Raw genomic sequence first — 12,630 nt, 5'->3', positions numbered from 1 at the left:
ATGGGTGAACCGCTACTTTCTATTGATGACCTTCATGTGAAGTTCTCCCGCAGTGAAGATGAAGTTTATGCCGTAAACGGCGTCAGTTTTTCGATCAATGAAAATGAATCCTTGGGGATTGTTGGTGAAAGTGGCTCCGGTAAGTCAGTTACATTGATGTCATCAATTGGGCTCATCCGTGAAAATGGAAAAATAACATCGGGGACAGCTCAGTTTAATGGTAAGGACTTACTTAAAATGCGTCCCAAACAATTAGAAGATATTCGTGGACGTGACATCGGCGTTGTTTTTCAAGATCCGATGACCAGCTTGAACCCGATCATGCGTATTGGGGATCAAATAATGGAAGCCATGCTGACACATCAATATGCAAACCGGAAGGAAGCTTTTGACCGCACCATTCAGCTCTTGCATGAAATGGGGATTCCGGATCCTAAATCACGATTTAAAAGTTATCCTCACGAATTTTCCGGGGGGATGCGCCAACGTATCATGATTGCTATTGCTTTGGCATGTGAACCGCAATTATTGATTGCCGATGAGCCAACAACCGCGCTTGATGTCACTGTGCAGATGCAGATTCTTGCACTATTGCAGGATTTGCGCAGAAAACATGGGATGAGCGTAGTGATGGTAACGCATGATTTTGGCCTTGCGACCAACTTTTGTGACAAAATCATCGTGATGTACGGGGGCCAAATCATGGAGAAAGCCACTACGGACAAGTTCATAAGTGAGGCGGCGCATCCCTATTCACTTGGATTGAAACGCTCCATTATCGAAGTGGGCCACAAGGGAAAAGAAATAATGCCTATTCCAAAGACGGCAAAGACACTTACACAGACATTGACCGGCTGCCCATTTGCCGATCGTTGCTTCTATACAACTGAACGGTGTCAGAATGAAGTTCCCAAGCTTCGTGATTTTAGCACCGATCATCAGATCGCCTGCCATCATGCTGAGGAGGTCGCTTCCTATGCCCAATAATCCGCTCTTGCGCGTAGAAAATGTCTCGAAAACTTTTCGGGTACAAGGAAAAAAGCTGCATGCCATCGAGAATGTTTCTTTTACCCTGGAAGCGGGGAAAACACTGGGGCTTGTTGGGGAAAGTGGCTCAGGAAAATCAACCTTAGGGCGAATGGTTCTGCGTCTACTCGAATCTGACAAAGGAAAAATATTTTTTGAGGACGTGGAGCTCTCAAAGGCAAATAAAGAGAAGCTGCGGGCGATGCGCCGGGATATGCAAATTATTTTCCAGGATCCCAAGGCGAGTCTCAGTCCGAGAATGACGGTAGGAGACGCTATTGAAGATGCAATGGCTATCCACAAAATTGGAACTAAAGTAAGCCGGCATGAGCGTGTGATCGAATTACTTGAGCGGGTCGGTTTGCCTTCTGAAGTCCAATACGCTTATCCGCATGAACTGTCAGGTGGACAATTGCAGCGGGTTGGGATTGCCAGAGCGTTGTCACTGAATCCCAAATTGCTCATTTGTGATGAACCGGTGTCCGCATTGGATGTATCTATTCAGGTTCAAGTCATTCAATTACTAAAGGATTTGCAGAAGGAGTTTAACCTGACTTATATCTTTATTTCGCATAATTTGGCAGTAGTGGAGTATTTGAGTGATGATATCGCGGTTCTTTATTTAGGAGAGGTGGTTGAGCAAGCTCCGGCGGATGAATTGTTCAAGAAACCTACGCATCCTTACACGCAGGTCCTGCTAAATTCGATTTTGAAGATTCCGGATAGTGTGGAGCAGAAGCAGCAGATGGTATCGATTCAAGGCGAGGTGCCATCACCGCTTAATCCACCAAGTGGCTGCACTTTTCATCCGCGGTGTTCTTTTGCCTCGGATGTATGTATGGCTGTCAAGCCTGAACGGAAAATCGTGTCAGAAGGCCATAGTGCCGTGTGTCATTTGGTAGAATAAGCAGTGGCTTAATTAAGTAATCAGCAGATGACTTCTGTATATCACAGAAGTCATCTTTTTTAATTCATACACACAAAAAAGCCCTGTAAGAAGGCCACTTTTTTCAAAGTGAACAGCTTATAGGGCGCAGTTTAAAGACTGATTACTGCTTGTCAATCGCTGCTGCTAACCCTTCATACGAAGAATCCTGAAGCAGCACTCCGTTCACCATAAATTTAGGAGTACCGTTGACTCCGTAGGAACCAGCGATCTTAAAGTCTTCTTTTACATCGAACATATAGGTATGATTCTTGAGATCTGTTTCAAATTGGGCGTAATCAATGCCCTCGATGTTATTCTTAACGAATTTTAAAATGAATTTCTGAGTGGCCCAAATTTCGCTCTCATCGCCTTGATTAGCGTACAGCTTATGAAGGTATTCCCAGAACTTCTCGTTGCTTTGCTTGTAGATGGCTTCGCCGGCGCTAGCGGCAAGATAAGAGTCCCGGTCCAAAAATGCAAAGTTCATGAAGAAAAGTTCCACTTTTCCGGTATCTACGTAGTCTTTAATAAAAGTATCCAGATACTTTTCAGTCCACATTTTGCAGGCGGGACATTTGAAATCTGCGAATTCGATAACTTTAACTTTGGCATCAGGACTTCCAAGATGAGGTTGCTTCTCATATTTCAGCCCATCAACAACAATGCTTCCCTTTACGTCGGTGTAGTTGGGTAGATCTGCTGTATCATCAGTCTTATTGTTTAAGATGAAAACAATTACAGCGAGAAGGATTACAACAACGACACCTAATATCATGGGAAGCAAAGGTCTTTTGGTCTGAGATTGTTTAGCTGACACTTTCTTATTCATATCTCACCTCCTAGACAATATAGGAATACTATAAAAATAGTATAATCATCCAGTAGGTAGTGAAGATATGTCATTTGTAACAATGCTACGTAACGTTGTAGCTAGTTATTAGTTTTTGAATTTAGCGGCTGAGCGAATGACAGGGGGCACCTCGTGGATGGACGAAATAGTCATCACGGCTTGCTGCATCTCTTGCTCCAGCTCGATAAGGTTATAGCTCCATTCATTTTGCTGCTTCAGGTAAATACTGTTGATGCCTGCGGTAACTGCGGGAAGTACATCTGTACGTAACGAGTTGCCAATCATCCAGGTACGTTTGCGGTCAAAGCTTTGGGTAGCCAAAATATTTTCAAGCGCCTCAACATTTTTATGCTTCCGAATATAGATACGATCGTCAAAATAAGCATCCAGCTTCATTTGTTCAATTTTACGTTGCTGAATGGTGTCGTCCCCGCCAGTATACAAGAATAAATGGTGACCCTCTTGCTTCAGCGTATCGAGTGTTTCAACCATGCCAGGGTAAGCTTCAATTTCTTGGTCATAGACGCTTAGGCCGAGCTTGTGTAATTGCTGCTCTTGAAAGCGATCTGTCGGAAGGTTATATTTGGCGCAGAAATAACGGTAGGTGGCGATTAAGGATTTGGGAAAGTTGTCGCTGGCCAGGCCACTTGTGTTGACGGTATCAACATCAATTTCTATTTGCTTGCTGCGTAATTCACTGGTGCTTGGACCAAATTCATTAAACCAATCAGTCATGAGCTCGAAATATTGCCCTAAAATTAAATCGAAATATTTGTTGCAATGAACCAGCGTATCATCTAGATCGAAAATTACTTGTTGAGTTGTGTATTTCATATCTCTCACTCCTTGGATCTGTATCTGTATAGTGTTCTATAGGTGAATATAAGATTCTAGAAACATTTGAAGCTCAGAAGCGCCGTCTGGACGGATACTGAAGCGCTCGTCTTGTTCCCCGCGAAGATGGATACGGAGTAAACCGGCTACGCGTAGGATCATTAGGTGATGCATAAGCATTTCTCTGGATTGATTTAGATCGGACTGCATCTCCCATAGAGATTTGGGTTCATGGGCGACATACCGAAGCAATCGGAGTCTGGTTGGATCTGACAGCGCCTTGGTCATGCGCAATAGCACCATCGGTGGTTCATTTTCATCTTCCAATGGCACATCTACAGGATACTGTACAATCACCATAGTTTTGTAGAAGCAGTAGGTGTTGATTGGTCGATTATGAACGGTAGGCAATAATACTATAGTCTTAAGATCCCGTATATCCTCGAAAACTACACCACCGGATGCATATTCAATTAAAGAAATAGGGTCCATTTTGCTTTCCAGCATTTTTTTCTCAGAGGCATCTTCAATTAATAACGGTAAAATCTTGTGTTCAACATGACGAAAATATTGCTCATACCAGAGTCTAAGAAGCGGACTATAGCTGCTCTTGATCCGGGAAGCTTCATCTATGGTGAAATCATGAATTAACGGTGCGATCTGCTGATAACACTCTTTTATAGAAGCTGAATCCAGATCATCCAGGAAATGCAGCACTGATGTTGCGGGCCCTCGGCTGTAAACCCAAGCATATAACACATCATAATCTGTAAATGGCCACTCGGCAGCTTGCATGAGAGCTGTTACTTTATGAGGAGTAATGCGATCTTCCACATCACTAACCCAGTGGGGACCGAGGTCTAAATTGGAGATCCATTTTCTGGTTACATATATCATAAAACTGTCCAACAGTTCATAAACCGGCGATACGTCGATTTTTAATTCGTAATCCATGTAACATGCACCCCCAGAAATCCGTAACTTCTCATATTATCTCTTGTTTTGAAGAGGGTTGTCCACTATAATGTTCGGTGTTTGCCAATTGGCGTTAGATCACATCATTGTTTTTATTATAGGGGGATATCATCCGTGTCAGACCGGCTTAAAGTATCTATACGAAGTAATAGCAAAATGACTTTCATGATTCTTATTACCGCTACTATAGCCGCAGGGCTTAGCCAAGGGCTGTTGCTGCCCATTCTATCCATTCTTTTGGAGCAAAAAGGAGTCTCCTCGTCACTGAACGGATTGAATGCTGCTGCACTATACATAGGATCATTTGGGATGACCTTGATTGCTGAACGTGTTCTTGGAGCGGTTGGATTTAAAAAATTGATAGCTGGTGGGATTAGTTTAGTCTTAGTAAGCTTGCTCATGTTTCCCTTTTTTACAGGGATCAAGGTATGGTTTGTATTGCGTCTGCTTGTGGGTGTAGGCGATGCTGCGATTAATTACGGGGCCCAGCTTTGGGTTCTGCTTATGACACCTGCCGAGCATCGAGGGCGTAATCTTTCACTATATGGCATGTCCTATGGTCTGGGTTTTAGCTTGGGACCACTTGGGATTAGTCTGCTGCGTTATGGACAGGCCGTGCCTTTTATTGTTCTCGCATTTCTATTTTTGTTAGTCTTAATCCTTGTGACTACAATTCTGCCGGATTCCCGGCCAGATAAAGCGGAGAGTGGTGAAAGCCAGGTTCGCCGTTTCGGTCGTTGTTACAGCTTAGCCTGGTTCGCTTTAATTCCAGCCCTTTTATATGGCTTTATGGAAGCCAGCTTAAATAGCAGCTTTCCGGTATATGGTCTACGTATCGGTTACAGCACAGATCAAATTGCAGCGTTATTGCCTTTTGCGGGGATTGGAGGACTGCTTCTGCAGTTTCCATTAGGTCTGTGGAGCGACCGGTTTGGCCGCAAGCGGGTACTGATTATTGCCGGGATCGGAGGCGGGATCGCCTTTGCGATGTTGCCGCTGGCAGGTGATCATTTTACATTGACAATGGTGCTTCTGATGATCGCAGGAGGACTAGTAGGTTCCTTTTTCTCTTTAGGTCTAAGTCTGGCTGCGGATATTTTACCAAGACATCTACTGCCTGCTGCCAATGTGGTTGCTTCTTTCCATTTTAGTATTGGCAGTATTATCGGCCCCGGCATTGGTGGTTTGTTGCTGCAAGTGGGCTTAAGCGGCGGTATTTTCGCCCTGATGGGTGGTTTATATATCGTGTTCGGCTTGCTGGGGTTATTATTCTCGCCACAACCTAGAAATTGAGGTAAGATAAGAACGAGTGCTCGCATGGAAATTGAACTCACATTCAGAGTACACTATAGATTATAGATGAAGACAGGGAGAGGCTGAACTATGATCACAGTTGAACACTTAGCCAAGGCAGTTGGGGAAGACAAAAATCCGGTCCTGCAGGATATAGGATTTCAATTAGAGCCGGGTGAACTCGTAGCCATACTTGGAGCGAGTGGGAGCGGTAAGACCACTTTATTACGCTGTTTAGCGCTGCGAGAGAAGTGGGACAGAGGGAATTTTAGAGTGGACGGTACGGATATTATGGCGAGTGCCTTTTCCGGAAAAAGAAAAATTCGCCGGGAGTGGGCTTACCTGGAGCAGAATGCAGAGCTCAATCCTAACCGCACAGCGCTGAAAAACGTGCTGATCGGCCAGTCCGCACAGACGCCAATGTGGCGTATGGTTACAGGGATGGTTCGTTCAGATGATTATATGGGTGCGATGGATGAATTAGATGCCCTTGGACTTCTTGACAAAGCGAAGATGAAGACTAGCCAGCTAAGCGGTGGTGAACGTCAGCGTGTAGCGATTGCTAGAGCATTAACTCATGGTGCAAAAGTTATTTTAGCGGATGAACCGGTTACGGGTCTGGACCCCAAATCGGCAGAAAGTGTATTGGAAACTTTGCGCAGACTGTGTAAAGAGACGGGTCTTATCGTAGTGACGGTGCTGCCTATTGAACTGGCTGAACGTTTCGCTTCACGTATATGGGTACTAGAAGATGGACGAATTAAGCATGATATAAAGGGACGTAGATTAACGTCTCAGGAACGCGCGAATTTGTAAAGTTCGGACACGGATAAGGAAAAGAGTGATGAGGTTGAGTATAAAAAGTCTTAGGTGCCTGGCAGCTGCAACACTGTCGTTATCCGTACTTTCGGGTTGTACTTTCATCAGTGATCCCGTTTCGAAGATGAAAGCTCCGCAGCTGTCTGCTGACAAAGCAACACTTATGGCTGCTATTAATTCACATATTCCAGCGGGTACGGAGTTGATCCGCCCGGTTAATGATGAGAGCTCAATTTTCACAGAGGATCTCAATAACGATGGAATTATGGAGTCGTTGGTGTTCTATAGAACGCCAAGCGAAGCTGTAGAGATTCACGGGATGATCTTAGAGAAGCAAGGAGATGCCTGGGTCAAAAAGCTTGTTTTTGATGGGGATGGAACTATGCTGGAGTCCGTCGATCTGAAAGATATGACAGGTGACGGGAAGCTGAATATCATTACAGGTTATTCACGCGGGGAAGAAAAAGGCCTCGTCGTGTATAGCTATTCCAGCGGATCATTGGAAGAAGTGCTTTCACTTCCTTACACCAAATATATGCTTGATGATCTTAACAAGGATGGAATTGAAGACATCACCGTTGTTTATTTTAAAAGAAATGAATTTGCAACCATTTCGATCTATCAGTACAATGATGGCTTTAAGGTGCTCGATAAGTTCGAGGATATCGATCCGTATTTTTTTAATTATTACAATATTGTCGCAGGAAAGATTGCCAAGGATAAAGAAGGAATCGTATTGGACGCTTCGGTGGATTTCCAATCCGCCTATAGCTTAATTGTTCTTATGGAGCATAACAAGCTGCGCGTGGTTTTGCCAGGTGATACGAGGACTTACAAAGATCGTCTGATTGCAAGCGAAGATATCGATCATGATGGCATTATTGAAGTTGGATTGCTTGAAGCGCCAAAAGGATGGGAGTATTTCGACCCCGCAGATATTCCTTATTTCACCTCCTATTATAAATGGGATGGAAAAGATGGCCTAACCTTTGCAGTCCAGCTATATCGTGATCCATCGGATCGCTTTACTATTAATTTTGATCCAGAGCTGCATGGAAAGGTAAGTATTGATACGAAATCTGTTCTGGATAAAAACCTTAAGTTCATCATGACCGATACCGGAGAGACTTTTGCTGAGGTTTCCTTCTTTTCTCCTTCGGAATGGGATAAGGCTAAGAATGAAGGCTGGGAGCTGCTTGGACGGGATTTAGATAAAGTCATCGGCTACCGTGGTGAGCTAGAACAAAGTACAACTAAAGAAGGAAGCAATAAGATTGCCTCCCCTATTGAAAGGAAGGGAATAGATGAGTAAAGTTCTGATATTGGAAGATGAAGAGTCCATTCGCAGTTTCATAGTCATTAATTTGAAGCGTAATGGTTTCGAAGTGCTGGAGGCTGCTGACGGGAATGAAGCATTGCATAAATTAACCACTATACCTGATATTGATATTGCGTTATTGGATGTTATGGTTCCCGGCATTGATGGATTTGAAGTTTGTAGACGGATTAGGGAGACTAATGAACGCTTGGGAATTATTTTTCTTACCGCCAAGGTTCAGGAGCAGGATAAAGTTTACGCTTTGTCCGTAGGTGCAGATGATCATGTTAGTAAGCCATTTAGCCCAACGGAGCTAATTGCGCGTATTCAATCTTTGCTGCGCCGAGTAAATGTGCATCGTGAACAGTCGGCCAAGGTTTCTTTTCATTCGGGGCCTTTCAGCTTGGATCTTATTACCAAACAATTCAAACGTGATAATGTAGCCATTGAACTGACGCCTACGGAGTTCTCTCTGATTCAATTCTTTCTTGAAAAAGAAAACACTCCACTTAGCCGCGATCTTCTGTTGGATCATGTGTGGGGCAAGGAGTATATGGGTGATCCCAAAATTGTAGATGTAAATATCCGGCGCTTACGCCAGAAGATTGAGAACAATCCTTCGGAGCCGGAATTTTTGCAGACTGTATGGGGGCACGGATATAGATGGAAAGGCCAAGGACAATGATTAAGAAGGGGATGCGCAGACAGATTGTTCTGCACTACATTCTTGTAGTTTTTTTGGCGCTTCTCCTCGTAGAAGTTATCTTCCTGCTGGCCATCAGAACATATTATTATGACAGTGTATACAGCAAGATTAAAAATCACATTTCTGTTTCAGAGTCGTTTTTTCAAAAGAACATGATACCCAGCGATAATAGCATCTATCTGCTACAAGAAGTACTGGAGAGGTTCTCATTGAGCAAGACGGAGCTGGAAATCTTATCGCTAAATGGGGATATCATCACTAGTTCCACTGGCTTTCAGCCGGATCGGACCATTACGACCAGTGATGTACCAGAAGCCGTTGGCGGCAGCGTTGGACGCTGGGTAGGGCGTCAGGCAGGCACGAATGAGAGCGTAATGGCGGTTTCCAAAATGCTGCAGATTCATGGACAGGATAAGTATGTCCTAAGGTATATTACTTCACTAGAAGAAATCAATAATGATTTGCTTAATCTTACCTTATTGTCTACTGCTATTGCTGCAGCTGTTATGGCTGTAGTTGTTGGGTTTAGCTTCGGATTGGCCAATTCGATTGTGAAGCCGCTGAATAATATTACGGCAGTTTCAGCCCAGATGGCCAAGGGGAGATTCAACGTACGGATTAAGGGAGACTATAAATTTGAGATTGGTGATTTGGCTTCAACGCTGAATTATATGGCTCAGGAGATTGTACGCAGTAATCAGATCAAGGATGATTTTATCTCGTCCATTTCTCACGAGCTGCGGACACCTCTTACAAGTATCAAGGGCTGGAGCGAAACCTTGGTTTCCGGTGGGTATGATCCGGAGGAGACAAAACTTGGAGTCAGCATCATCTCCAAAGAAAGTGAACGTCTGATTGGGCTGGTGGAGGAAATTCTCGACTTTTCTAAGCTGCAGCAGAACCAAATGAAGCTGTCGATTGGGGTTGTAGATGTAAAGGTGCTGCTACAAGAGACCATACTGAATGTTTGGGCTAAAGCGGAAAAGAAACGAATTCATCTGCTGCTGGAATGTGAAGACGCGATCTTTGTTAAAGGGGATGCCAATCGATTAAAACAGGTATTCTTGAACTTGGTAGACAATGCAGTAAAATTCTCACATGAAGATTCCAGTATTGAATTGTCAGCAAAGAGGCTGTCTGCTACAGAAACAGCGATTATGGTACGAGACAGCGGGATAGGGATTAGTGAAGCGCATATCTCCAGAGTTAAGGACCGTTTCTTTCAAGTGGATGCACTTAATGGAGGAACAGGCTTGGGGTTAGCGATCTCACAGCAGATTGTAGAACTTCATAATGGGACACTTGATATGGCAAGTGAGCTTGGAAAGGGAACGGAAGTAACCGTCATCTTGCCTCTTACTGAACCACAGCCGGAAGTTAACTCAGATGAGGTAACTCAAATTACAGCTACCTTTCCTGAATTAGATGATTGGGAGACGTGACCTGAGATGGGGATAACGAAGAATTCGATCCGTATAGTTCGTGGAGAGCCTGATCGGGTTAACGACATCTTGAGGCTGTTGCAAGAAGCGGCAGGATGGATGGAGCGTAACGGGATTAACCAATGGACACCCGGACAATTTAATGAGACCGATATTGCAGGATATTTCGCTGACAGACATGTTTATTTAGCCCTTGACGATGGGGCTGTAGTTGGCATGTTCACGTTGCAATTCAGTGATCCACAGTACTGGGGCCGTAAAAATGATGAGTCCTACGCTTATTTGCACCGATTGGCTGTGAAAGACTCCCACCGCGGCCGAGGACTTGGACAGCAAATGCTTAAATATGCAGTAGTTCTAGCCAAAGATCTAGGCTGTAAGAGTCTTAGGTTTGACACTGTGGCACATAACATTAAGCTTAATCGTTATTATCAGAGCATGGGTTTTCACTACATGGGCACTAACGATATGGGAAATGGTCGTTTAGTGAACTTATATGAACATTTTGAGGAAGGTGCTGAGTCAGACCGTCTGATCCTAAGGTTTATATCGGAATCTGATTTTGAACACTTAAAGCGCTGGAGTGTTTCTCCAGAGTATCTGAAGCAGTGGGCAGGACCTTCGTTAACTTATCCTTTAGATGATGAGCAGCTTGTTAAATACTTAAAGGATGCTAATCATCCAGGCTTATCCGATCGCCTTATCTTCTGTGCAATTCAAGAAGCTACGCAGCAGGTAGTGGGCCATATTAGCTTTTCAGTCATTGACCGGGTTAATCGTTCTGCACGTATCGGCAGGGTAGTGGTAGATCCTGAGTTTCAAGGTAAAGGCATTGGCAAACGTATGATGCAAGAAATGCTTCGAATCGGATTTGATGGTCTGGACCTGCATCGTCTGTCTCTGGGTGCTTTCGATTTCAATACGGCTGCCCTGAAAGCTTATGAAGCTGTTGGCTTTAAGCGGGAGGGTGTTCAACGTGAGTCTGCTTTATTCGGTGAGCAATATGTAGATTGTGTGGAAATGAGCATATTAGACAGAGAATGGACGGCTAGCCGTAATTCATAAAATCACTAATTCTTTACAACCGAAGGGGCTGTTGCTCTGGTCATGATCGACCAGGACAACAGCCCCTTTTTATATAAAGTATTTTTCTATATAATGGTTGTTATGAAGGAAGAACTTCACGCAAACGTCCTGTCTTCTCATACACATCCTGAAACAGACGGGAAGGTTGGTTTCGGACCGCCGGCTTGGCAGCCACAGTCTCATGTGGTCCAACGACAACGATATTATTTATGCTTCCCTTGATGACTGCTCCATCCTTAATGATTGCCCCTTCACCAATAATGGCATTCTCAATCAGCACTCCACGGCCAATGCGAACTCCAGGCATAATAACACTTTGTTTGATCTGGCTCATCTTACCGATTTCTACCCCATTAAAGACTACAGAACGTTGTAGACTACCTTCTTGGGAGCAGGATTCATTCACGAGAGAGTCCGTTGCTGGGTTCTGTACACGTGGTTTATGAACTGCAAGCTTAGTCCGGCGAACCCGACTATACATAGGCCAATGAGTCTTGTCTAACTTCATGCCATTGTCTTTTTGCAGAAGGTCCATATGTGCTTCCCAGAGACTGCCGACTGTACCTACATCTCTCCAGTAACCCTTGAAACGGTAAGCGAATAAATCATCGTTCTGATCCAGCATGGTAGGAATTACGTCTTTACCAAAGTCATGACTGGAATTAGGATTAGCTGCATCCCGCAACAAGTGCTCCTTCAGATAAGCCCACTCGAACAGGTAGATACCCATTGAAGCAAGATTACTTTTTGGTACTTTAGGTTTTTCCGCAAATTCGGAAATTTTCAGATCATCGTTTACGTTCATTACTCCAAAACGACTAGCCTCATCCCAAGGAACCTCCATTACGGAGATGGTTGCTTTTGCTCCTTTTTCAATATGATAATTCAGCATCTTACGGTAATTCATATGGTAAATATGGTCACCGGATAGAATGAGCACATGTTCTGGGTTGCGGCTATCAATAAAGTCAATGTTTTTATAAATCGCATCAGCAGTCCCTGTATAACTGTCTCTGCCTTCAACACCTGAAGGAAGCAGTGTGACACCTTTATCCTTTTGACTAACTAAGCCCCAAGGCTCACCTTCACCGATATGATTATGCAAAGAGTCAGCTTCGTATTGTGTCAGAACACCTACTGTATCAATGTTCGAATTTACACAGTTACTTAGCGGGAAATCAATAATTTTATACTGTCCACCGAAAGGGACTGCAGGCTTAGCCATACTGGAAGTCAAGGGAGCCAATCTGCGGCCTTCCCCTCCTGCCAATAACATGGCGATACAATCTTTTTTGTTGTTCATTTGTTATCCCTCCCATTATTTTGTCAATGCTTGTAATATAAACTTACGAC

General features: G+C 44.0%; 12 protein-coding genes. 8 read left to right on the top strand and 4 right to left on the bottom strand.

The window, feature by feature from the left end; genetic code table 11:
* Both NSQ55_RS16685 and NSQ55_RS16680 read left to right on the top strand, forming a co-directional pair.
* On the top strand, positions 1 to 987 hold the full coding sequence (locus NSQ55_RS16685; protein WP_076281726.1) for an ABC transporter ATP-binding protein: 987 nt from the start codon (positions 1 to 3) through the stop codon (positions 985 to 987).
* Positions 977 to 1,933: an ABC transporter ATP-binding protein gene (locus NSQ55_RS16680; RefSeq protein ID WP_076130038.1), complete on the top strand. Its 957-nt coding sequence runs from the start codon at positions 977 to 979 to the stop codon at positions 1,931 to 1,933. Before NSQ55_RS16685 ends, NSQ55_RS16680 begins: the two co-directional genes overlap by 11 nt.
* 142 nt (positions 1,934 to 2,075) lie before the next feature.
* Here NSQ55_RS16680 and NSQ55_RS16675 read toward each other — a convergent pair whose 3' ends face one another.
* The 3 genes from NSQ55_RS16675 to NSQ55_RS16665 all read right to left on the bottom strand — a co-directional run bounded on the left by NSQ55_RS16675 (position 2,076) and on the right by NSQ55_RS16665 (position 4,592).
* Entirely contained in the window at positions 2,076 to 2,783 is a 708-nt protein-coding gene (locus tag NSQ55_RS16675; protein WP_339168111.1) for a DsbA family protein, read from the bottom strand.
* 108 nt (positions 2,784 to 2,891) lie between these two features.
* On the bottom strand, positions 2,892 to 3,638 hold the full coding sequence (locus NSQ55_RS16670) for an HAD hydrolase-like protein (RefSeq protein WP_076281727.1): 747 nt from the start codon (positions 3,636 to 3,638) through the stop codon (positions 2,892 to 2,894).
* Positions 3,639 to 3,674: 36 nt separating this feature from the next.
* On the bottom strand, positions 3,675 to 4,592 hold the full coding sequence (locus NSQ55_RS16665; protein WP_076213494.1) for a helix-turn-helix domain-containing protein: 918 nt from the start codon (positions 4,590 to 4,592) through the stop codon (positions 3,675 to 3,677).
* A gap of 159 nt (positions 4,593 to 4,751) precedes the next feature.
* On the opposite strand from NSQ55_RS16665, the gene NSQ55_RS16660 reads away from it, so the two are divergent.
* From NSQ55_RS16660 to NSQ55_RS16635, 6 genes are all read left to right on the top strand, one after another.
* A complete protein-coding gene (locus NSQ55_RS16660) occupies positions 4,752 to 5,906 on the top strand; it encodes an MFS transporter (RefSeq protein ID WP_076130060.1) in 1,155 nt (384 codons plus the stop codon).
* 90 nt (positions 5,907 to 5,996) lie between these two features.
* Positions 5,997 to 6,722: an ATP-binding cassette domain-containing protein gene (locus tag NSQ55_RS16655; RefSeq protein ID WP_339168107.1), complete on the top strand. Its 726-nt coding sequence runs from the start codon at positions 5,997 to 5,999 to the stop codon at positions 6,720 to 6,722.
* Between the two features lie 34 nt (positions 6,723 to 6,756).
* Positions 6,757 to 8,037: a hypothetical protein gene (locus NSQ55_RS16650; protein ID WP_339168106.1), complete on the top strand. Its 1,281-nt coding sequence runs from the start codon at positions 6,757 to 6,759 to the stop codon at positions 8,035 to 8,037.
* Positions 8,030 to 8,728: a response regulator transcription factor gene (locus tag NSQ55_RS16645; protein ID WP_036687642.1), complete on the top strand. Its 699-nt coding sequence runs from the start codon at positions 8,030 to 8,032 to the stop codon at positions 8,726 to 8,728. The genes NSQ55_RS16650 and NSQ55_RS16645 overlap by 8 nt, the downstream gene beginning before the upstream one ends.
* Positions 8,725 to 10,191 (top strand): HAMP domain-containing sensor histidine kinase, encoded by a 1,467-nt coding sequence (locus NSQ55_RS16640; protein ID WP_051491526.1) that lies wholly within the window; start codon positions 8,725 to 8,727, stop codon positions 10,189 to 10,191. The genes NSQ55_RS16645 and NSQ55_RS16640 overlap by 4 nt, the downstream gene beginning before the upstream one ends.
* Positions 10,192 to 10,197: 6 nt before the next feature.
* Complete coding sequence (locus NSQ55_RS16635; RefSeq protein WP_081387749.1) at positions 10,198 to 11,256, top strand: GNAT family N-acetyltransferase; 1,059 nt, start codon at positions 10,198 to 10,200, stop codon at positions 11,254 to 11,256.
* 100 nt (positions 11,257 to 11,356) lie between these two features.
* Here NSQ55_RS16635 and NSQ55_RS16630 read toward each other — a convergent pair whose 3' ends face one another.
* Positions 11,357 to 12,580, bottom strand: a complete 1,224-nt coding sequence (locus NSQ55_RS16630) for a glucose-1-phosphate adenylyltransferase (RefSeq protein WP_076130041.1) — start codon at positions 12,578 to 12,580, stop codon at positions 11,357 to 11,359.
* Positions 12,581 to 12,630 lie beyond the last annotated feature (50 nt).

Origin of the sequence: Paenibacillus sp. FSL H7-0943 (genome assembly GCF_037963265.1) — a bacterium.
In the GTDB taxonomy this organism is placed as follows: domain Bacteria; phylum Bacillota; class Bacilli; order Paenibacillales; family Paenibacillaceae; genus Paenibacillus_AQ; species Paenibacillus_AQ odorifer.
Note: the sequence above shows the minus strand (reverse complement) of the source record. Positions and strands in the feature narration are given on the sequence as shown.

Coding starts and splice junctions, on each gene's coding strand:
- NSQ55_RS16645 (WP_036687642.1), top strand. CDS start 8,030: ATGAGTAAAGTTCTGATATTGGAAGATGAAGAGTCCATTCGCAGTTTC.
- NSQ55_RS16640 (WP_051491526.1), top strand. CDS start 8,725: ATGATTAAGAAGGGGATGCGCAGACAGATTGTTCTGCACTACATTCTT.
- NSQ55_RS16665 (WP_076213494.1), bottom strand. CDS start 4,592: ATGGATTACGAATTAAAAATCGACGTATCGCCGGTTTATGAACTGTTG.
- NSQ55_RS16685 (WP_076281726.1), top strand. CDS start 1: ATGGGTGAACCGCTACTTTCTATTGATGACCTTCATGTGAAGTTCTCC.
- NSQ55_RS16680 (WP_076130038.1), top strand. CDS start 977: ATGCCCAATAATCCGCTCTTGCGCGTAGAAAATGTCTCGAAAACTTTT.
- NSQ55_RS16635 (WP_081387749.1), top strand. CDS start 10,198: ATGGGGATAACGAAGAATTCGATCCGTATAGTTCGTGGAGAGCCTGAT.
- NSQ55_RS16655 (WP_339168107.1), top strand. CDS start 5,997: ATGATCACAGTTGAACACTTAGCCAAGGCAGTTGGGGAAGACAAAAAT.
- NSQ55_RS16670 (WP_076281727.1), bottom strand. CDS start 3,638: ATGAAATACACAACTCAACAAGTAATTTTCGATCTAGATGATACGCTG.
- NSQ55_RS16675 (WP_339168111.1), bottom strand. CDS start 2,783: ATGAATAAGAAAGTGTCAGCTAAACAATCTCAGACCAAAAGACCTTTG.
- NSQ55_RS16630 (WP_076130041.1), bottom strand. CDS start 12,580: ATGAACAACAAAAAAGATTGTATCGCCATGTTATTGGCAGGAGGGGAA.